This window comes from Shewanella psychrophila, assembly GCF_002005305.1.
GTDB lineage: Bacteria > Pseudomonadota > Gammaproteobacteria > Enterobacterales > Shewanellaceae > Shewanella > Shewanella psychrophila.
In genome coordinates, this window is sequence record NZ_CP014782.1 from 254,795 (window position 1) to 276,710 (window position 21,916).

Sequence of the window (21,916 nt, forward strand, 5' to 3'; positions counted from 1 at the left end):
TTTCCATCGAATAAGTGATAATTGGCGACATGCTACATCATGTGATGTTGTTCGATAGATTTAAAAGAGATCGAAAATGAAAGCGTTATTAATCACCCGTAAAGGCTGGCAGGCTCTGGACAAGGAGCTTAAATACCTTTGGAAAGAGTATCGCCCGGAGATCACCAAGAAGGTGCAGGAAGCTGCGGCTCAGGGTGATAGATCTGAGAATGCTGATTACACCTATAACAAGCGTCTGCTGCGTCAGATAGACGGTCGGGTTCGCTATCTGGTGAAACGTGTCGAAGAACTTAACATAGTCGATTACTCTCCTCAGCAAGAGGGGAAAGTCTTCTTCGGCGCTTGGATTGAGCTTGAGAATGAGGCGGGTGAGGTGGTGCAGTATCGTATCGTCGGCAAGGATGAACTGGATACTAAGCTAGGTTACATCACCATTGACTCGCCCATGGCTCGTGCGCTTATTGGTAAACAAGTCGATGATGAAATCGTGGTACAAACCCCTTCGGGTGCCAAGGAATGGTACGTGAATAAGATTCAATATAAGGCGTTTAAGGATGAATGAGCCTAAGGTGGCGGACGAGCGACTCCAAGTTCACATAGATGAGCTTAGTTCCGATCCTTTAATCTTAGATTGGCAGAATATTGACCTGCCTCGCACCTGGGCCGATGAGATCAACTTTAAGACCCGGACTAATGTGGGCAGACTATTTCGCAGCCTATTTAAGAAGGGCAATGGTCGGGCGGATATTCCAGATAGTTTTCCTCAAGGAATATTGGGTAAAGAGACCTTGCCTAAATATCTACAGCAGGAGTTTCACGGTATACCTAACGGTAACTATTCCAATAATATTACCCGAGGCTATATCAGCGCGTTCGATGGCACCATGTTGGGAAAGATGAAGCCTGTTCGAAAACAGATCGCCACTTGGTTTCGCGGCTGTGAACGTGTCTTAGATCTTGGCTGCGCTGGTGGCCAGATGGCCGCGGCGCTAAAGGATGAAGATATCGCAGACGTTTGGGGACTAGATCCCTCACCTTATCTACTAAAACATGCGGCTAAAGCCTATCCAGAAGTTAAATTTGTTCAAGGCTTGGCAGAAGATCTTAAGTTTTCCGATAAACGATTTGATGGCATTACTGCGAGTTTTTTATTTCACGAGATGCCGCCCAAGTATATCGATTTGGCACTGGATGAGTGCCACCGAGTGTTAGATATTGGGGGCTTGTTGGCTATCTGTGAGCCTTCATCGATACAGTTCAAATCTGGCTGGTGGCAGATGTTTAAAGGGAATGGTTTTACCGGCCTTTATTTTAAGTGGCTTGCTCATCATGTCTATGAGCCATTTGTCCCCGCCTGGCATAAGCAAGACATCGAACAGCTTTTAAATCGACATGGTTTTGAGGTGCTGATTAATCGAAGAGGTATGCCTGAGCATACCGTACTTGCAAGAAAATGTTCTCTGTAATCCTTATCCTACAATATGGCCGCACATTCTTTTCTCCTGAGTGATTCGATAGTAACGGCTTAATCTCCCCAAGGTTAAATTATATAGTCTAAAAGTTGCGGTCAGGTTTCGATAAAATGAATGTCCGATCACGAGATCGATTATCTGTGTAGCTTTCACATGCAAGCACACCTTAGCCTGTGGTATCTTGGCATCATCAGATTCTTTCAATCCAGGCACGACAATACTTTTATGCATATGACGCAAAATATTGCCCAGATCATTGCTCAGGAACTCAATGTCCGCGAGCAGCAAGTCAGTTCGACAATCTCTCTACTCGATGATGGTGCAACAGTGCCTTTTGTCGCTCGTTATCGTAAAGAAGCGACCGGAGGCTTAGATGATACTCAGCTGCGTACATTAAACAGCAGGTTGAGTTATCTACGTGACTTGAATGACAGGCGTGATGTGATCATTTCCAGCATAGATACTCAGGGTAAGCTGACTCCTGAGCTCAAACATGCGTTATTCGAGGCTGATAGTAAGACGCGCCTAGAAGATCTATATCTGCCCTATAAGCCTAAACGTCGCACTAAGGGCCAGATTGCCAGAGAAGCTGGCATCGAGCCCTTAGCCGATCACTTGCTTAATAACCGAAATGCCGATATTGAACAAGAAGCTGCCAAATATATTAATTCAGAAGCAGGTTTTTCAGACTGTAAACTTGTGCTTGATGGGGCGCGTTTCATCTTGATGGAGAGCTTCGCCGAAGATGCTTCCCTGTTGCAGAAAGTGAGACAACACCTCAGCCAAAACTCTGTTATCGAAAGCCGTATGGCAAAAGGAAAAGAGAAAGAAGGGGCTAAATTCCGCGATTATTTCGAACACACGGAAAAACTCAGTAAGGTACCTTCTCATCGTGCCTTAGCCATGTTGCGTGGTCGCAATGAAGGCATGCTGACGTTAAACATGAATGCGGATCCGGGTAACGAGTCTAAGCAAGGTAGTTATTGTGAGGTGATCATCGCCGAACACTTCAAATTGAACCTTGGCACAGCCGATGTCGATTTATGGTTGAAAACTGTAGTTACAGCGACTTGGCGAATTAAGATAGCGCTGCAGATGGAAACTGAGTTTGTCGCTAAGATGCGAGAGCATGCGGAGTCCGAGGCGATAAATGTATTTGCTCGAAACCTTGGGGATCTCCTGATGGCTGCGCCGGCGGGAGCAAAAACTACATTAGGGCTAGATCCCGGACTAAGATCCGGTGTTAAGGTCGCTATCGTTAACAATACAGGCAAACTCGTGGCACACTCGACCATCTTTCCTCATGCCCCGCAAAATCAGTGGGATAAGTCGGTACGCACCTTAGCTAACCTTGCCAAAATGCATAAAGTTGAGCTGATTGCCGTGGGCAATGGAACGGCTTCGAGAGAGACTGATAAGCTGGCTGGTGAATTGATTGCTAGCGTTAAAGCTGAGCTGCCAAGACTCACTAAGATCATGGTGAGTGAAGCCGGGGCATCTGTCTATTCGGCTTCCGAGCTAGCTGCCAACGAATTTCCGAATCTCGATGTGTCCATTCGTGGCGCCGTTTCTATAGCTCGTCGACTGCAAGACCCGCTCGCCGAGTTAGTCAAGATTGAGCCTAAGTCTATCGGTGTCGGCCAATATCAGCATGATGTTAGTCAGAGTCAGCTTTCCTTGTCACTGGAAGGTGTAGTGGAAGATTGTGTGAACGGTGTCGGTGTCGATCTGAATATGGCGTCTGCGCCGTTATTAGCTCAAGTCGCTGGCCTCAATAAGACCTTGGCCCGTAATATTGTTATGTATCGAGATGAAAATGGTCAGTTTACCCAGCGTAAACAGCTATTGAAGGTCGCAAGACTGGGACCTAAGGCTTATGAGCAAGCTGCGGGATTTCTGCGTATTTTCGATGGTGATAATCCACTGGATGCATCTTCGGTTCACCCCGAGGCCTACTCACTGGTTGAGACGATCGCTAAGGCTAAGGGACAGGCGGTTGAGGCTTTAGTGGGCAATACCGATTTACTACGTAACCTGTCGGCGGCAGAGTTCATCACAGATAAATTTGGTCTGCCTACTGTGACCGATATTTTAGCCGAGCTAGACAAACCGGGCCGAGATCCACGTGGTGAGTTCAAGACGGCCACATTTAAGGAAGGCGTGGAGCAGGTCAAAGATCTTAAGCCTGATATGATCCTAGAAGGTGTGGTGACCAACGTGACTAACTTCGGTGCCTTTGTGGATGTTGGTGTTCATCAGGATGGTTTGGTACATATCTCATCTCTGACCGATAAATTTGTCAGTGATCCCCATACGGTAGTCAAGGCCGGGGATGTAGTTAAAGTGAAGGTGATGGAAATCGATGTGGAGCGTAAGCGTATCGCTCTCACCATGCGCTTGGATGAAAAGGCCGGTGATAAACCCGCGCCGAGAGCGGCTCAAAGGCCTAATTCAGGCGGTAAGCAGAAGCCACAAGGAAAACCTCAGCACAGAACTCAACAAAAATCTCAGCCGAAGCAAGCTAATGCCGCCATGGGTAATGCTTTTGCCGATGCCTTTGCCAAATTGAAAAAATAATACATAAGTGAGTTGTTTTGCCATTTGGTATTACATTAATGTCGGAAGAGTTTTCTCTTTCGACATTTTTTTTACATTCCTTCCGCTAACCTACTATTGGGGTGACTCAATTGTATTCTTGGTGTTTCATTATTATGAGTAATAATGTGAACTTTTGTTATTGGGCTTAGTCTTAATACTTGGCTATCATTTCAAAGAGAGTGAAAGTCATCATGGACACTCTATATAGAGTATAAGCGCAGGGACCACTCCATAACTCTAGACTAAGAGTTTTGGATTTTAAAAATTCGAATAACTTTGGGTACTCTATGGCCTTTCGCTTCTCCTTTTTGGGTCCCTTTAGATCCATTTTAAGTTTCTGCTTAATTGCATTGATTATCGTCACTGTGAGCCGTATCGGCTTGGGACTTTGGCAAATCGAACGTGTTTCGGCCGTCGATGGCTGGTCGCATCTCTTATTTCAGGGTCTAAGGGTGGATCTGGCTACCTTATGTTGGTTATGGGGCATCGCTGCGCTTGGCACAGCCATTTTTTCTGGTGATCACGCTATTGGACGAGGTTGGAACACGATATTACGAGTTTGGCTGACACTTGGCCTCTGGCTAATTTTATTTCTGGAAGTCTCATCTCCCTCGTTTATTCAGGAATATGGCATTCGTCCAAATCGTCTCTATATCGAATACCTTATTTATCCTAAAGAAGTTCTTTCAATGCTTTGGGGCGGACGTAAGTTTGAGATGATCTTAGGTTTCTTGATCAGCGGTGCAACTCTTCTTGGTGGTTGGAAGCTCAGCGGTTACCTGCTGCGAGATCTCACCTATTCCCGCTGGTACTGGCGCCCGGTTATCGCTGTTGCCGTGATTGTTGTGACGTTAGCCGGGGCAAGATCAAGTCTGGGCCATAGACCGCTTAATCCGGCTATGGTTGCTTTTGCCGATGATCCTTTGGTTAATTCTCTAGTCGTTAACTCAGCATATTCTCTTTTCTTTGCCATCAATCAGATGGGTAATGAAGCTAATGCCGCTAAGATTTATGGCCGAATGGATGAGCAGAAAATAATCGATACAATCAGGCGAGAGAGTGGCCGAGATCTAAGTGCGTTCCCGTTAGAGGCCGCGCCTAGTGTTTCTTTTAATCCTGCTAGTTACCAGGGAAAGCCTAAAAATTTAGTGATCATCTTGCAGGAAAGTCTGGGGGCGCGCTTCGTCGGAAATCTAGGTGGCCTTCCACTGACACCAAATATTGATGTGCTTTCTAAGGAAGGCTGGTCATTTGAAAATCTTTACGCCACAGGAACACGTTCGGTTCGTGGCATCGAAGCCATCACTACTGGTTTTACGCCTACACCAGCACGCTCGGTGGTTAAGTTAGGTAAGAGCCAACAGGGATTCTTCTCTATTGCTGAACTATTGAAAAGCCATGGCTATGAAACTCAGTTTATCTATGGTGGAGAGAGTCATTTCGATAATATGAAGAGCTTTTTCCTTGGCAATGGTTTCAGTAATATTGTCGATGAAAATGATTATGATGACCCGTCTTTTGTGGCTTCCTGGGGAGTATCGGATGAAGATCTTCTTCGCCGTGCAGATCAGGAATTTAAACAATTCCATAAAGAGGGAAAGCCATTTTTCAGTTTAGTATTTAGCTCGAGTAATCACGAACCCTTCGAGTTTCCCGATGGCAAGGTTGAACTTTATGAGCAGCCTAAACAGACTGTGAATAATGCGGTTAAATATGCGGATTATGCTGTAGGAGAGTTTTTCAAGTTAGCCAAGAAGTCAGATTACTGGAAAGATACGCTATTTTTAATCGTGGCAGATCACGATAGTCGTGTAGGCGGCGCAAGTTTAGTACCTATTTCCCGCTTCAGGATCCCTGGAATTATCTTAGGGGATGGAGTCGAGCCAAAGAAAGACCAGCGAGTGGTGAGCCAAATTGATATGGCGCCGACTTTATTATCTATGATTGGCATATCCGACAGCTATCCCATGCTAGGGCAAGATTTGACTCGAGTCAGAGATGACTGGCCGGGGCGAGCTTTGATGCAATATGATAAAAACATGGCTTATTTACGAGGCGATGATGTCGTGGTGTTACAGCCCGAGCGTGAAGCTGCTGGTTTCAAATATGACTTCGATGCTGAAACTCTTAGTGCACAACCTCAAGCCGATGAGATGAAGCAAGCAGCGCTCGCCTGGGCATTATGGGGCAGTATGGCTTATCAAAAAGGCCTGTATAGAAGTGCTTCACAGGAAGAGAGGCTAGCGTTTAAGCAAGATAAGGATAGTGCTAAGTTGCAGCTGGTCTTGGAAGATGAGAAAGATAATACGACTAGCCAAGCGAGTGAAGTGTTACTGCGTTAAACAAAAGAGGAGATAGCAGGTTCAGTTTTTGGAAGAGCCTGCTCTTGATAGAAGCTAGTTATATGTAGGGCAACCGCTTGATAAAACTCCTTGGGTTGGCTTTTTAGCTCACTCTTTTTAGACTGGTCCTGGTTGTGATTATTGACTGGGTTCGACTGTGGGGCAATACGAATATCACGCCTGTTTAGTGCGGGTTTTCCTCGGAGAGGAGCTCTGGGTAAGCTGGCTGCTAGAGTCGGCTTCTCTGCTTCTTTTTGCTGTTTATCTTCTTGTTGCTGCCCACTACCTTGGTGTTTACCTTGTAGTCGCTCATTGAGCCTAGCTTGAACCTCAGGCTGTTCAGCTGTTCGTTCGTGTTGTGGTGTAAAAGGGCGTTCTTCGTGGCTCTTGACTAGTTCTGGCGTAGGAACGATAGGCGGTCTTTGTTGGCTATCCACGCGCGCGGCATCGGTAGCGGGATTTGTCGTCGCTATTGGTACCTGAGGATAGTTTGTGACCACTAACATAGATAATTCCTTAACTATTGTGGTTAAATAATAACCTTCGTTAGGTTAAAGATAAAGCTCTGTGTGTTCGTTGAGGGCTTAATTTGAAATTTCTTCTATCCAGCTCAAAAAACCAGTTAAAAATTCATCTGTGTGAGAGAAAAATGGGGCATGAGAAGCCTTAGCCAGTATGACATCTTGGTAAAGTGGGTCATTCACTGGCATGAGGGGGGGGACTCGTCTGGGAACTAGCCCATCTAACCTACCCCATATTCTTAGCCAAGGTAGGTCAATCTGATTTAGCCTAGGTCTGAGATCGACACATTCCAACATAGTTAATCCCTGATACAGAGCTCGGGAGTCTGGAAGTGGCCTTGCGAGTACTAAGTTTCTCAGTTGCTTGATATCCTCTTTCGCCGTTGGGCTACCCATTGCCTGAATCGCCAGGAATCGTTCAATTGTTTTACCGAGATCTTTATGCAGGGATTCACTAAACTGGGATAGGACTTGGGGTGAGATCCCCGGCCATTTCTCCTCTTCTCTGGCCATAAAGCAGGGGGATGAAGCTATGGTCACCAGTCCTCTGATTCTGTCAGGATAGTTTAATGCTGCTAATGTAGCTAGGAGTCCTCCAAGAGACCAACCTACCCAGATTGCCTTGTCAGGGAGCTGTGATATCAAGACCCCTAGCCAATCATCAATATCGCCTTCTATGGCCGAGCTATGGCCAAAGCCGGGCAGATCCACATAGTGCACCCTATACTCAGACAAAGACAGATGCAGTGGCGTAAAGACTGCGCTGTTCATTCCCCAGCCGTGAAGCATGACTATTTCAGGGGCAGATTCAGGGCCTATAGACTCTATATGTAGTTGTGCTTGACTCACTTATCTACCTCTTAATGGAAACTTTAGTGGGAAATTGATGAAAATAGCTAAGCTCACTAGACTAAAACATTATGGAGAGAAAAACCTACAGAGAGGCGTCGTATGCGTGAAGCAGTGGCTGGCAGCAAGTTTACCCAATCGCTGTCTTATGTGCCATCAAAGCGTGATTCCTCCTGGCAGTGGGATCTGTTTTACATGTTTACATTCTGGTCTCTACCAACAGCCAGTGTGTTTAGGCTGTGGGCGCAGTTTACAGTTCCAATCTCGCTATTGTGGTGCCTGTCTATCTAGTGAACCCCTGCTTGTTATCTCACCTTGTAGCTATCATCAAGGCTTAGGTCCATGGGTCGGTTTGATAAAATATCGAGCTCAGTTCGCGGGACTAGACGCCTTATCTACGGCCTTGATTATGCGTATAAATAAACTGGAAATGGCAGGGTTAATTGAACGTCCCCAAGTCCTAGTTCCTGTACCGCTACATGAGAAGAGGCTTAAGGCTCGTGGCTTTAATCAGGCTTGGATAATTGCCGATGTTCTTAGCAAACGGCTCAACATCCCCATTGAAACTCATGGATTAGTGAGAAGTTTAGATACTCAGTCTCAGGCCGGTTTAACTGGCAAACAGAGACGTAAAAACCTTAAAAATGCCTTTCATCTACATGATGATTTTCCATATCAGCGCATAGCCTTGATCGATGATGTAGTGACAACGGGAACCACGGCTAAAGAGATAGCCTCTTTATTCGAGAGGCGACATATTCATGTGCAGGTATGGTGTTTAGCGAGAGCTGAAGCACCAGGACTCTTAGATTAGGTTGGAATTAACCTAAGTAAAATTTGAGATTGTAAATATTTGTCAGCTTGCTGTTGTTCAAGAGTTTAGTTTAATCTATTGCCTGCAGCATGCGGATGTCCTATCAATCCAATGGTACGCTACTAGCACATCCCTGTGAGCTCGGCGTGGCGTCCCTGCCACCAACGTCCCTTGTCGTGATAGGACTGGAGAAATAATTATAAATATGTCAGTTCCTAGAGCCTTCTGCTAATTCAATGCGGGGACGAAATAGAGGGCATTAGCGTATATTTTTTCTGAGCCTATCCAGATGTTGCGGAACATTAAGTCATCGGCGAAACCGACTATGGCACCTTTGCCTAAGGGTTCCAAAACTATGGCTGGATTATTAGCGAAACTCGCTTGATACTCTTTGGCGAGATAGCCGCTTAGCAGAGGTTCATCGGCGTATTTTGCCGCGATAGTAAAGGGAGATGAGCTGGTGGTTAATCCAATAGCCTTATTTTTCAATACGGGTAGCCTATTTCCCCTGATACCGAAGTTTATCGGATTACTGGGGTCGAGTGTCAATTCCACTATGGCACCGCCTATGGATTGACGTGCGGCGAGCTTTTCCTTATCTCCATAGCTTAAACCTCGGCTATCGAATAGTTGTTTATAGAAACGTTTTCCCTTGATGTCACTCTTGAGCAGGTTGTTTTTATTTAACCAGGTTAACGCACCTTTTTGAGCGATCACTGTGCCACCATCTGTGGCGAATTGGCCTAATTTTCTGGCAAAGCTTTTGTCTAAAGATGAGTAAGTTCCATCGGCCATGATCACATGTGTGTATCGGTTTAATTTTACTCTGGAAATCTGGCTTGCATCGATTAAAGTTACTGGCACTGCTAACTTACGGTCTAAGTAATACCACAGCTCGCCTACTTCGGAGGCATCTGTGCCTCGACCCGTTATTAATAGAGGTTTTATGGGGGCTATGACCTTGAAACTAGGGCTGCCCAAATCTATACCAGATATAGAGGCGCTAGTGGTGACGGAATGCAAGGTCAAAGGATATTGTTCGGCTAGTTTAACGAGCTTGCTATTAATTTCATCCACCGAAAAATTGGTTTGTTTCAGTGGAACTTGTAAGGTGCCTGCAGGAAATGCATGAGCCTCTCCGGCTAGATCAATGGTAAAAGGTTTCTTAGCAAATTTGACAGTTATATTATCTTGTAACAAGGCCTGTAACATAGGGGCTGCCAAATCTTGCTGCCAATTAATTAGTACTGCTACGGCGTGTCCACTCATTTGGAAATTGGGTTTAGTCGTAGCTTGGCTGGAAAGAACATCGATATCCAACTTACTATTGCGTACCATCTGCAGATGATAGGCGTGTTCTAGATTCCAACTTGAGACATCGTAAAATGTTGGATCTTCGAACTCTGTGCTGTTATCAAACAGGGCTAAAACAAGACTTTTCTGGGGCTGGCTGATAGGAATAAACACACTGCTATCGGCTGTAAAATCCTGACTTCCTTGATGAACGGTTTCGGTAAGATAGTAAAATTTTATCTTGTGTTGGGTTAACAGCTGACTGAGGTCTTCAATACGCTCTCGGTTCGCTGGAGCACCAAGAAGAAAGCCGGTTTGGCGTCCTCGTTGCAGTTTTTTGTCACGGCCTTGATAAAACTCACTCTGGTATTCTATCAGCTCATCTTTTAATGCCAGGCTGCCTTTTAGGCTAGATATAGAGGTGGCGATTTGATTATTTATGGCTTGGCTGAGCCTCAATTCGCCATTTTGGGTGATTTGTACTTGTCCTCTGGGACTAGCTTGCTCGAATAAAATGCCAACTGAGCCGTTGATATCCGGATAAGTCGAGCCTTTTCCATAGTAAAAGTCGTCAAACGCCTCTCGACTGAAATAGCTCTGCTTTAAATCATCTAGGGCTGCTCTATGGAAGTGAGCCAGCTTCTCTGTCAAAGCTTGATTGGTCTTGGAGGTAGCAGGATTGGTGCGCGATGGAACCCCTGGTTGGAAGAAGTAACTCCTATCCCGGCCCATCTCATGAAAATCTCCCACATAGTGAGGCTGCCATTTATGGAACAGGGCTACTCTACCTCGGGTTTCCGGATGTCTGAGAAACAAGAGATCACGATTAAGATCGGCGAAGTAGTGGTTGGTTCTGCCGTTGGGCCAATTTTGCTTGTGTTCTTTATGGTTGCTATCACTAACATCGGTCTGGCCACGGTAGTTATTGGTCCAGGTTGAAAACCTATCCATACCATCCGGGTTCTGACTCGGAGTGATCAAAACAACGGCTTCATCGAGCAAGTTTTCAACCCATTCATCTCGGCTGGAGGCTAGAAAGTAGCTGAGGGTCAAGGCGGCATGTGCGCCACTGGCCTCATCCCCATGAATGGAATACGTCAGCCAGATAACTAAGGGGCCTTGCTGTGTCGCCCCAGATTTAACGGTTTGACGCAGTTTCAAGATATCGTCCAGATTTGCCTGGTTTTTACTAGAGGTAATTACGGCAGTGAGTTGTTGTCTGGCTTCATGGCTCTGACCTGTATGCTCTATGGATACTTTGGCGCTGTCGCTGGCAAGTTGTTTCAGGTAATAATTTACTTGGTCATGACGCAGGTGCCATTGGCCTAATGGGTAGCCTAAGAAGGATTCCGGCGATGTGATCACAGGATCTAAACTTGAATTTGAGATCGAGATCACCCTTTGTGGGTCTGCTGCTTTGACAGGATAACTCAGACTCAAAGAGCAGAATAAGATCAGCAGGAATAGGCCAATTTTCAACATATATAGTTTTCTTTATACTTGTAATATAAGGTTAAATTATCAGTTGGTGTTAATTATTGCCACTGTTAACGCTAGGTGATAACCTAGAAAATGTCGAAAAATAATCCTTACCTGAATAAAAAAATCCTCCATTACATCCTCTAAAAGAGCAAAGCAATTTACAAAGGGACTACAAAGCTGCCCTTAGTCGGAGTATCATACCTCTATATCTTACTAAAACAGTCAAGTTTTACCAGACGGAGCATGTCTTAATGATCACCATTTCCGATGCAGCTCAGGCTCATTTTGTTACCTTGTTAGCAGATCAGCCTGAAGGAACTCATATTCGTGTATTTGTAATCAGTCCTGGTACTGCTACTGCTGAATGTGGCGTTTCATATTGTCCACCAGATGCCGCCGAATCCGACGACACAGAGTTAGAGTTTAATGGCTTCAATGCCATGGTTGATGAGAAGAGCGCGCCTTTCCTCGAAGATGCGACTATCGACTTTGTTACCGATCAACTGGGTTCACAGCTAACCCTTAAAGCACCTAATGCTAAAATGCGTAAAGTTTCCAGTGATGCTTCACTTAACGAGCGTATCGAATACGTGATTCAGTCTGAGATCAATCCGCAACTCGCAAGCCATGGTGGCAACATAATGCTGATGGAAGTGTCTGAAGAAGGCGTGGCTATCTTGCAGTTTGGCGGCGGTTGTAATGGTTGCTCAATGGTCGACGTGACACTAAAAGATGGTATCGAGAAGCAGTTACTCGATATGTTTCCAGGCGAACTAACAGGTGTTCAAGACATTACCGAGCACCAGGCTGGCGATCATTCGTATCAGTAAAGGGCATTTCTAGATTCGAGGGGTAAGACCCTTGTTCTAGGTTATAAAGAGTACGAAAAAGCGAGTTGGCTGATTGCCTACTCGCTTTTTTATGTCAGTGGCTAATGCCAAGATGACGCTGCGCTGTTGGGGCTGAGAAGACGCTACGATGATGGTACTAAGACGACTTAGCTCTAATAGGGCGTAGCCCGTCGAATAGACGCAGCCGTCCGCAAAGCGATAGGTCGGAGGCCGTCATCTTAGCTTTCATACCTTTATTAACTAAAACCCTTCATCTCTCAATTTATAACGATAATGTAGTGTCAGGGTTATGCTTCTGGCTAGCATGAAGCAGCTCATGGCAGCCCATAGTGCGTGATTACCACTGCCTTGCATGACAAACCAGACGGGGAAAAATATGCCAAAAGTCGAGATGATCATACTGTTGCGCATCACCTTTCCCTTGGCTGCTCCGATGTAGACGCCATCGAAGAGGTAAGAACCGAAGGAGAGGATAGGCAGAAGCACTATCCAAAATAGATATTCACTGGCGACCGAGCGTACCTCTTCAATGTTTGTAAGCATCTTGATGATGCTTTCTCCACCGAAGGCAAACACTAAGGTGAATAAGAGCGCGGAGATGGCCGACCACAGCCAGGCCAGAGTGACGGTTTCTCTCATCAATGTCTTATTTTTTTGACCATAAGCCCTACCTACTTCGGCCTCGGCGTAATAGGCAATGCCGTCTAGGGCATAGCTGATTAGTAGTAAAAGATTGAGCAGCACGGCGTTGGCCGCGACTGTATTGTCGCCCAAACTCGCACCATGGAATGTCATAAAGGCGAAGGCGATCTGCAAACAGAGACTACGAACAAATATGTCGGCATTGAGGCTGAGTAGTTTATGATAGCTAGTTAAGTTGAGGCTCTTACAAAGCTTATAAAAATCGAAGCCACCAGTTTTTTGAACTTGCTTGTAGACCATAGTCAAGGCGACCAGAAAACCGGATATATCGGCAAATACAGAAGCAAGTGCTGCCCCTTTAACCCCCCAGCCCAGGCCGAGGACAAACAGTAGATCTAGGCCGATATTGGCTAAGTTGGCGACGATTAATTGCCACATGGCGGCCTTAGGTTGTTGCCTGCCCAGTAGCCAGCCTAATAGCACTAAATTGAGCAGGGCGAAGGGGGTCGACCAGATCCTTATTTCAAAATATTCACGGGTATATCTTTGTACTTCTAGGCTTGCATCGGTGAGCATCAAGGCTGTATTGAGAATGGGGAGTTGCAGAAGTACGGCGCTTAACCCTAAAATAAGCGCTAAACTGCCAGCTTGCAGCAGTAATTTATATTGGGCTTGTGTGTCTCCGGCACCATAAGACTGGGCAACGAGTCCAGTGGTAGCCATACGAAGAAAGCCCAACATCCATAAAATTAAGGTGATAATCGTTGACCCAACGGCGACGCCACCTAGGTAATAGGCATTACTTAGGTGACCAACTACTGCGGTGTCTACCAGACCCAGTAGAGGCACTGTGATATTGGACAATATCATGGGCAGGGCGAGTGCCAGTAGCTGTCTGTTTTTCTGTTTATTACGGATCAATTCGACAGGGGTCATATCATCTCAGAGGTTCTAATTATGTTTAAGAATATCCTGATAACGCTTCTGGTGTTATTCAGTCTATCGTTGCAGGCCTTCACGGCTCGAGCTGCGGTGATTTTACAATATCACCATGTGTCGGAGCATACCCCGGCTATCACTAGCGTGACACCGACTCAATTTAAGGAGCAGATGCAGTATTTGGCCGATAATGACTTTATCGTGACGCCATTGTCTCAAGTTGTGGACGCGATTAGAAACCAGAAGCCGATAGCGGAAAATACTGTGGTGATCACCTTCGATGATGGCTACAAGAGTATTGCCGAGACGGCGCACCCCATCTTAAAGGAATACGGTTTTCCCTACACGCTATTTGTCTCGATTGAGCCGATTAAGGCGAAATACAGTGAGATGATGAGCTGGAAAGAGCTGATTGAATTGTCTAAAGAGGGGGCGGAAATAGCCAATCATAGCTGGGGACATGAGCATCTTATTCGCAAGTTGGCTGGAGAATCAGAACTGCATTGGATGTCGCGTATAGAGACTAATATTCTCAAGACAGAAGCTGAAATTAGTCATGCTACAGGGCAAAACCACAAGATGCTGGCTTATCCCTATGGTGAATATAATCAGGCTCTCGAGGATATGCTGAGCCGCAATGGCTTCGTCGGCTTAGGTCAGCAGTCAGGTGCTGCCGGGGCCTACTCGTCTCTGACAGCGCTGCCGCGTTTTCCTGTCGCGGGAGTCTATGCCGATCTCGCTAGCCTTAAAGTAAAAATGCACAGCCTGAATATGCCAGTCTTATCGATAACGCCTAACGATCCCGAACTTAAAGGTGGAAATTGGCGGCCCGAGCTCAGGGTTACTCTGGATATGAATGATATTTATCCACATCAGATGATGTGTTTCATTCAGGGGCAAGGGGCTCAGAAGCCTCTCTGGTTGAGTGAAAATGAATTTTCTATCCGTGCCGAGTTCGATGTGCCACCTGGAAGATCCAGATATAATTGCACAGTGCCTAGTAAAACAAAGAGCGGTTATTACTGGTTCTCTCAAGCCTGGGTACGCCCCAAGGATGATGGGTCATGGAGAAAGGAATAGGGAAGCAAGATCCTAGTTCCTAGGTTCTGGAGCCTAGGAACTCATGTTTTAACTAGCCTTACAATTCTCCGCTTTCAACAGAAATAATAATTTTTGTGGAATCTTATCCAGATGCATCTGCTCGTGGTGTGCGTCTAGATCTACCGCTGCGCCGGGCATGCCCCATACTACAGAGCTAGCCTCATCTTGGGCTATAGTGTAAGCGCCCTTATCTTTCAGGTTAAGTAGGCCTTTGGCACCATCTTTACCCATGCCAGTCAGGATTATACCTATGGTCGATTTGGCTGCAGACTCGGCGACACTATTAAACAGTACGTCCACTGAAGGCTTATGGCGATTAACGGGGTCGCTGTCGACGAGCTTGGTGAAGAGTAAGCCGCCTTTACGTTCGATTATCATGTGTTTGCTGCCTGGGGCTAGGTAGGCGGTGCCCGGTTTGAGCTGTTCTCCTCCCTGAGCTTCAATGACTTTCATCGCGCAATTATTATTTAGACGTTTAGCAAATGAGGCACTAAATGCCGCTGGAATATGTTGAGCGATTACCACAGGGGGGGTATTTGATGGCATTCGCATGAGCACACTCTGAATTGCTTCGGTTCCGCCAGTCGAGGCTCCAATAGCTATAAGCCTGTTACTGAACATCTCACCACTGAGTGGTTTTATTCTTGGGGCCGATAGGGACTTAGGGCGAGCCTTACTTTTGTAGGCAAGGCGAACCTTGTCTATGAGTTCCTGCTTATAGCCCATGAGTTGGTTGGTGAGATCAGATTTAGGTTTAGAGATAAAGTCTACGGCGCCTATCGAGAGAGCCTCTAAGGTAATCGCGGCCCCTTTGGCCGTCAGGGTCGATACCATGATCACAGGCATAGGTCTGAGCTTCATGATGTTTCTTAAAAAGGCAATGCCGTCCATCTTGGGCATCTCAATATCTAAGGTCAGTACATCCGGGTTGAATTTCTTGATTAGATCTCGCGCCTCATAGGGATCTTCTGCGGTGGCGACAACCTTAATATTGTCGGCATCGTTTAACAGATGGCTGAGCAGTTGCCTTACCAGTGGTGAGTCATCGATCACTAACACGCTAATCATAGTTTAATCCTCGTGGTCTAATCTGCATTCTGGCTTCGGCTAACCGTTATAGCCATAAACTTGCTTGTTGTTTTAGCCAGTAAGGGCTTTTTTTCTCTCTCCATGGACCTTGGCATGACCGCCTTGTAGTGGCTGATATATGGTTTGGCCAATGAGCTCGAATTCATCAGATAAATTAGTTAAAGTTTCAGAATGTCCGATAAAGAGTAGCCCGTCCGGGGCGAGCAGTTTTCTAAATTTAGCGATGATCTTGGCCTTGGTTTCATTATCGAAATAGATGAGCACATTACGGCAAAAAATCACATCGAATGGACCTGTCATGGGCCATTTCTGTAGCAGATTGAGCTGTTTGAAATGGATATTCTTTTGGATACTTGGTTTCATCTGGATACCATTTGGCGTCATCTTTATATACTTTTCTCGGTATCGATCCGGCAAACCAGTGATGCTTTCCTCTGAGTAACACCCCTTAGCCGCCTTGTTAAGTACATTCGTATCGAGATCAGTGGCCAGTATTTTTAGATCCCATTCGGCTCCGGCAAAATGATCTGCCAGTGTCATGGCTATGCTATAGGGTTCTTCGCCAGTTGAGCAGGCTGAAGACCAGACCCGTAAACGTTTGTTGCGTCGTCTTCTCCATAATGGTGCTATCTCTTTATCCAGATAATCGAAGTGATGCTCTTCACGAAAGAAGGCGGTTAGGTTAGTGGTTAGCGCATTAACAAAATTCATTAACTCGCTAGGTTCGCTCTGTACATGCTCACAATATTGGTTAAAGTTTTTCAGTCCCAGGTGACGCAGGCGCCTGCTGAGCCTGGAATAGACCATATGTTTCTTTCTTTCTGGAAGAACGATTCCCGTCTCTTCGTAGGCAAGACTTTGAATAAAATCGAAGTTTTGCTTTGTCATAGAAAATTCCTTTTCGTCTATGATCTCCAATGCCGATACCTCCGTTCTGAAATCATTTGTAATAAATAAGCTACCTATATAGGACATAGACAGACCTTGCATGAAAACAAGGCCTGTCTATGTATTAAGTTCTAGCAGTGGTGAAGCTCAGTCGTTAAAACTCATTCCACTCCTCTTTACTGATACTTAGATTGCCATGGGTATCTCCCGAGACCAAGGCTAGTGGCGCTGATGCCATACCAGAGCTGGTATTTCCACTCGTCTGGAAGAAGCCAAGTTGGGTCTTCATATTTCTGGCTTGATCGGCCATGGCTTCACCTGCTGCCGAGACTTGCTCTACCAGTGCGGCGTTCTGTTGGGTCATTTCATCCATCTGAGAGATGGCCTTGTTGACTTCTTGAATGCCGGAAGACTGCTGATCCGAGGCGATACTTATCTGGCTTATCATGTCGGCGACTTTAGTGACCGCTTGTACGATATCTTCCAGGGTTTCACCGGATTGGTTCACTAACTGGGTACCATCGGTAACCTTGCCCACACTGTCACGGATAAGCTCTTTGATTTCCTTAGCGGCGCCAGCACTTCGTTGAGCAAGATTACGAACCTCACCAGCAACTACAGCAAAGCCGCGTCCTTGTTCGCCCGCTCTTGCAGCCTCTACTGCGGCATTAAGCGCAAGTAGGTTAGTCTGGAAGGCTATCTCGTCGATAACCCCGATAATATCGGATATCCTCTTGCTCGAATCGTTGATGGCTTCCATAGCTGAGACAGCCTGTTCGACCACTTTACCGCCATGTTCGGCCTTGGAGTTAGCTTCCTGGGCCAGTTCATTGGCCAAGGTGGCATTCTGAGCGCTCTGAGTTACAGTCGCGGTCATCTCTTCCATGCTGGACGCAGTTTCTTCCAGCGACGCGGCCTGCTCTTCGGTTCGTTGACTCAAGTCTGCATTGCCCTGTGCTATTTCTTCGGCGCCAGAGGTCACTGTGTTGGCTGACTCGTTGATGCCACCTAAGACTTCGGTGAGTCTTGATACCGTCGCATTGGCATCTGTTTGCAGCTTACCGAACTGACCTTCGTATTCTCCATTTATCTGACGGGTCAAATCCCCCTTAGCTAAGCCGTCGAACATGTTGACTACATCCGAGATGACGTTATCTGCGATCCCCACTAAACGGTTGAGGCCGTTAGAAAGGTTGAGGAAGAAGCCGTCTTTACCCTCGGTGGAGACTCTGTGGCTCAGGTCACCGGCTGCTGCCGATGAGATGATGGTGTCGATCTCATGCTCGATGGCAACCTCGGCCGTACGATCGGTCCATTCAACAACTGTGCCTATCCGTTCGCCGTTTTCATCCTTGATTGGGTTAGCCACCACCTTGAAGGTGCGCCCTCCAACTAATAGCTGGCTTGAGTAGGTAGATGTGAGTCCACCTAGCAGGCCTCGTTGATGGGCAGGATTCTTATGGAAGTCATCGATATTAACCCCGATAAGGTTATTGGCATCGAAGTTAGGCAGATCTTTGATTATGTCAGATTGTGCATTTCTGAACATGTTACCAACGGCACTATTCATATAGATGATGTTAAGGTCGGCATCTGCCACCATGGTATTGGCGGAGACATTATCCAGTGCTTGCTTGATGCGGGCATTTTCTGCTGCTAGCTGTTGTTCTTCGGCTTCTCGCGCTAGCTTGTCGGTCAAATCTTGCCACTCGACAACTGTACCCGTGCGCTCTCCATTATCGAACACTGGGGTGGCGATTAGACCGAAGGTGAGGCCTGACACCTCTATGTTAGTTTCGAAGGTTTCAGTGAGCCTATTCAGCATGCCACGCTGATGAGCCGGATTCTTATGGAAGATATCGATATTACTACCCATCAGGGTGCGCATATCGAAGCGACTCAGGCTCTTTTTCAGGGTCTTCTCATTCTCACCTAGCATCTCGTTGAGTGAATCATTGAAGTAGATGATGTTGTAGTCCGCATCGGCCATCATGACGTTTGCCTTACACACATCCAGCGCCTGCTTGATACGACCTGTCTCGGCGGCTTGCTGTTTCTCTTCTTTCTCTCTAGCCAACTTAGCGGTGACATCTTGCCATTCCACAACTGTGCCGGTGCGCTGTCCATTATCGAATACCGGTGTGGCGATGAGTTCAAAGGTGAGCCCGGAAATTAGTATGCTGGTTGCATAGGTTTCTGTAAGCTTGTCCAACATGCCTCTTTGGTGAGCCGGGTTCTTATGGAAGATATCGATATTACTCCCCATAAGAGTCTTCATATCAAACTTCTTCAGGCTCTGTTTTAGGGTCTTCTCATTCTCGCCGAGCATCTCATTGAGAGACTCATTGAAGTAGATGATGTTGTAGTCGGCATCGGCCATCATGACGTTGGCTTTACAGACATCCAATGCTTGCTTGATACGTCCTGTCTCGGCGGCTTGTTCCTGCTCCTCTCTTTCTTTGACTAGCTTAGCGGTGACATCTTGCCATTCGACCACGGTTCCTGTTCTTTCACCGTTATCAAACACTGGGGTGGCGATAAGCTCGAAGGTGAGCCCCGAGACCTCTATGCTGGTCTCGTAGGTACTGGTCAATCTGTCCAGCATACCTCTCTGATGTGCTGGATTTTTATGGAAAATATCGATATTGCTGCCCATCAGAGTCTTCATGTCGAATTTGGTCAAACTTTCCTGAAGCGTGCGCTCATTGTCGCTGAGCATCTCGTTGAGAGAGTCGTTGAAATAGATGATGTTGTAGTCGGCATCGGCCATCATGACATTAGCCTTACACACATCCAGTGCTTGCTTGATACGGTTAGTATCGGCTGCCTGTTTCGCCTCCTCTTTCTCTGTGGCTAGCTTAGCCGTGATATCTTGCCACTCTACAACGGTACCCGTACGTACACCGTTATCGAATACTGGGGTAGCGATAAGATCGAAAGTGAGTCCCGAGACTTCTATGCTGGTGGCGTAAGTGCTGGTGAGCTTGTCAAGCATGCCTCTTTGATGAGCCGGGTTCTTATGGAAGATATCTATGTTAGTGCCCAATAGTGTCTTCATATTGAACTTGGACAAACTTTCCTGAAGTGTGCGTTCATTCTCGCTGAGCATCTCATTGAGAGATTCGTTGAGGTAGATGATGTTGTAGTCTGCATCGGCCATCATGACGTTGGCTTTACAGACATCCAATGCTTGCTTGATACGTCCTGTATCGGCAGCTTGCTGCGCTTCCTCTTTCTCCTTGGCTAGCTTAGCCGTGATATCCTGCCACTCTACCACTGTACCCGTACGTTCACCGTTATCGAATACCGGTGTGGCGATTAAATCAAAAGTGAGACCCGAGACCTCTATGCTGGTGGCGTAAGTGCTGGTGAGTCTGTCTAGCATGCCACGCTGGTGAGCCGGATTCTTATGGAAAATATCGATATTAGCACCCAACAGGGTCTTCATATCGAAGCTTTTAAGCTCTTGTTGTAGTGTCTTCTCGTTCTCGGTGAGCATCTCGGTGAGCGACTCATTGAAATAGATGATGTTGTAATCGGCATCGGCCATCATGACATTGGCCTTACATACGTCAAGAGCTTGCTTGATACGGCTAGTCTCGGCGGCTTGCAGCTTCTCTTCGGCCTCACGAGCGAGTTTAGCCGTGATGTCTTCCCACTCGACCACAGTTCCGGTACGAACACCATTATTGAAGATAGGATTGGCGATCAGGTTAAAATTAAGGCCTGCGACCTGGATGGTGGTTTCATAGGTGCTGGTTAACCCGTCTATCATGCGTCTCTGGTGCGCCGGGTTCTTATGGAATATATCGATATTCTGTCCGACCAGCTTTTTCACATCGAAGCCGGTGAGTTCGGTCTGTAGCGTTTTCTCATTCTTGGTCATCATGACGTTGACCGAGTCATTGAGGTAGGTGATATTGTGATCCGCATCGGCCATCATGACGTTGGCGTTACAGATATCCAATGCCTTCAGCGCCGTCTCGTCCCGCTGACGCTTCTGATATAACTCATCTATTCGGCTAGTAAGAAGTTCCCAGCCAGGCAAAGATAAGTCTGAAAATTTAGGCGCTTCATTGCTGATCAAGGCATTACTGACTTCGGTTAATGCTTGTTCAAACATCTTATGCCAGCGGTTGAACTTGATAACGCCAGCGGCTATAAGTACTATCGCAAGAATTTGGGTTGCTGCAACCCAGCTTCCTGCTTGTCCTGAAAATGATAACCCTAATGCAACGATGCTGACCACCAATCCGGCTACTGGTAAGCTGTTTACATTTGATAGGTTGGAGTTTTGTGATTCCATTCGTTTATCCTCGTTATACCAGTTTACGCATTAACCACTTGCTGCTGGGGAGCATCAAGCGTATTGATTAAGTTAGAGAGTTGCTCGGCTTCGGGTAAGACTTCGCTACCGAGTAACATGTTGATATCGAGCAAGATCACCATTTTATCGCTGGCATTAGTTAAGCCTTTGATGAAAGAGAGATCTGTGCCTTCACCGAAATTGGGTGCTTCACGTACATCGTCATTATTGACGCTGAATACATCGGATACTGCATCGACGACGATACCTATGACCTTATGCTCGTTAGCGATGGCCACTTTGACCACGATAACTACAGTTGTAGCACCATAATCTAAGACCTCGATGCCGAAACGTTGGCGGAGATCTATGATGGGCACTATGGTACCCCGCAGATTAATCACCCCCTTCACATGACTCGGTGCATTGGGGATCACTGTGGTGGACTCCCATCCCCGGATCTCCTGTACCGATAATATTTCGACTCCGTACTCTTCGTTGGCCATGATGAAGGTTAGGTACTGCTGACTGTCTTCATCGTTATCTTGCTTTATCCCATGATCGTGCTGGGGCTGTTCATTTTGAATTTGCTCTGTCATCTCGTCAGGCTCCATCTTCCTTAATCTGTTATTTTCATCGCTCTCTAGCGTGTTCATTCATAATCTGGTTAAGTAGCATTTTTCATATTGGTAATTAGCGTGTACATTCATAATCTGGTTAAGCCGCATT

At 46.4% G+C, this 21,916-nt stretch carries 15 protein-coding genes; 7 read left to right on the forward strand and 8 right to left on the reverse strand.

From position 1 onward, the window contains the following. Nucleotides 1–76 precede the first annotated feature (76 nt). From greB to sps_RS01180, 4 genes are all read left to right on the forward strand, one after another. On the forward strand, nucleotides 77–562 hold the full coding sequence (greB, locus tag sps_RS01165; RefSeq protein ID WP_077750808.1) for a transcription elongation factor GreB: 486 nt from the start codon (nucleotides 77–79) through the stop codon (nucleotides 560–562). Further along, nucleotides 555–1,466 carry a class I SAM-dependent methyltransferase gene (locus sps_RS01170; RefSeq protein ID WP_077750809.1) on the forward strand — a complete coding sequence of 304 codons (912 nt, stop codon included), beginning with the start codon at nucleotides 555–557 and terminating at the stop codon, nucleotides 1,464–1,466. The genes greB and sps_RS01170 overlap by 8 nt, the downstream gene beginning before the upstream one ends. Before the next feature lie 231 nt (nucleotides 1,467–1,697). Beyond that, nucleotides 1,698–4,049 carry a Tex family protein gene (locus tag sps_RS01175; protein ID WP_077755509.1) on the forward strand — a complete coding sequence of 784 codons (2,352 nt, stop codon included), beginning with the start codon at nucleotides 1,698–1,700 and terminating at the stop codon, nucleotides 4,047–4,049. Between the two features lie 308 nt (nucleotides 4,050–4,357). Further along, entirely contained in the window at nucleotides 4,358–6,412 is a 2,055-nt protein-coding gene (locus sps_RS01180) for an LTA synthase family protein (protein ID WP_077750810.1), read from the forward strand. Here the strand turns inward: sps_RS01180 and sps_RS01185 are convergent. Together sps_RS01185 and bioH are read right to left on the reverse strand one after the other, a co-directional pair. After that, nucleotides 6,409–6,918, reverse strand: coding sequence for a hypothetical protein (locus sps_RS01185; RefSeq protein WP_077750811.1), 510 nt, complete (start codon nucleotides 6,916–6,918; stop codon nucleotides 6,409–6,411). The genes sps_RS01180 and sps_RS01185 overlap by 4 nt on opposite strands. Nucleotides 6,919–6,996: 78 nt before the next feature. Then, the gene (gene bioH, locus sps_RS01190; protein ID WP_077750812.1) at nucleotides 6,997–7,782 is read right to left on the reverse strand and encodes a pimeloyl-ACP methyl ester esterase BioH; all 786 of its coding nucleotides are present in this window, start codon (nucleotides 7,780–7,782) and stop codon (nucleotides 6,997–6,999) included. Nucleotides 7,783–7,819: 37 nt separating this feature from the next. On the opposite strand from bioH, the gene sps_RS01195 reads away from it, so the two are divergent. Further along, nucleotides 7,820–8,596 carry a ComF family protein gene (locus tag sps_RS01195; RefSeq protein ID WP_077750813.1) on the forward strand — a complete coding sequence of 259 codons (777 nt, stop codon included), beginning with the start codon at nucleotides 7,820–7,822 and terminating at the stop codon, nucleotides 8,594–8,596. Between the two features lie 228 nt (nucleotides 8,597–8,824). On the opposite strand, the gene sps_RS01200 is transcribed toward sps_RS01195, so the two are convergent. Further along, on the reverse strand, nucleotides 8,825–11,371 hold the full coding sequence (locus tag sps_RS01200) for a M14 family zinc carboxypeptidase (protein ID WP_077750814.1): 2,547 nt from the start codon (nucleotides 11,369–11,371) through the stop codon (nucleotides 8,825–8,827). Nucleotides 11,372–11,622: 251 nt separating this feature from the next. Here sps_RS01200 and nfuA point away from each other — a divergent pair, with 251 nt between their 5' ends. Continuing rightward, the gene (gene nfuA / locus sps_RS01205; RefSeq protein WP_077750815.1) at nucleotides 11,623–12,201 is read left to right on the forward strand and encodes a Fe-S biogenesis protein NfuA; all 579 of its coding nucleotides are present in this window, start codon (nucleotides 11,623–11,625) and stop codon (nucleotides 12,199–12,201) included. Between the two features lie 261 nt (nucleotides 12,202–12,462). Here the strand turns inward: nfuA and sps_RS01210 are convergent, their stop codons facing one another. Then, nucleotides 12,463–13,800, reverse strand: coding sequence for an MATE family efflux transporter (locus tag sps_RS01210; protein ID WP_077750816.1), 1,338 nt, complete (start codon nucleotides 13,798–13,800; stop codon nucleotides 12,463–12,465). 21 nt (nucleotides 13,801–13,821) lie between these two features. On the opposite strand from sps_RS01210, the gene sps_RS01215 reads away from it, so the two are divergent. Continuing rightward, on the forward strand, nucleotides 13,822–14,883 hold the full coding sequence (locus sps_RS01215) for a polysaccharide deacetylase family protein (RefSeq protein ID WP_077750817.1): 1,062 nt from the start codon (nucleotides 13,822–13,824) through the stop codon (nucleotides 14,881–14,883). A 48-nt stretch (nucleotides 14,884–14,931) separates the two neighbouring features. On the opposite strand, the gene sps_RS01220 is transcribed toward sps_RS01215, so the two are convergent. From sps_RS01220 to sps_RS01235, 4 genes are all read right to left on the reverse strand, one after another. Next, nucleotides 14,932–15,972 carry a protein-glutamate methylesterase/protein-glutamine glutaminase gene (locus sps_RS01220; protein WP_077750818.1) on the reverse strand — a complete coding sequence of 347 codons (1,041 nt, stop codon included), beginning with the start codon at nucleotides 15,970–15,972 and terminating at the stop codon, nucleotides 14,932–14,934. Between the two features lie 72 nt (nucleotides 15,973–16,044). Continuing rightward, nucleotides 16,045–16,881, reverse strand: coding sequence for a CheR family methyltransferase (locus sps_RS01225; protein ID WP_077755510.1), 837 nt, complete (start codon nucleotides 16,879–16,881; stop codon nucleotides 16,045–16,047). 154 nt (nucleotides 16,882–17,035) lie between these two features. Further along, complete coding sequence (locus sps_RS29190; protein ID WP_418346708.1) at nucleotides 17,036–21,187, reverse strand: methyl-accepting chemotaxis protein; 4,152 nt, start codon at nucleotides 21,185–21,187, stop codon at nucleotides 17,036–17,038. A 23-nt stretch (nucleotides 21,188–21,210) separates the two neighbouring features. Beyond that, nucleotides 21,211–21,786 (reverse strand): chemotaxis protein CheW, encoded by a 576-nt coding sequence (locus tag sps_RS01235; protein ID WP_077755512.1) that lies wholly within the window; start codon nucleotides 21,784–21,786, stop codon nucleotides 21,211–21,213. Nucleotides 21,787–21,916: the final 130 nt, after the last annotated feature.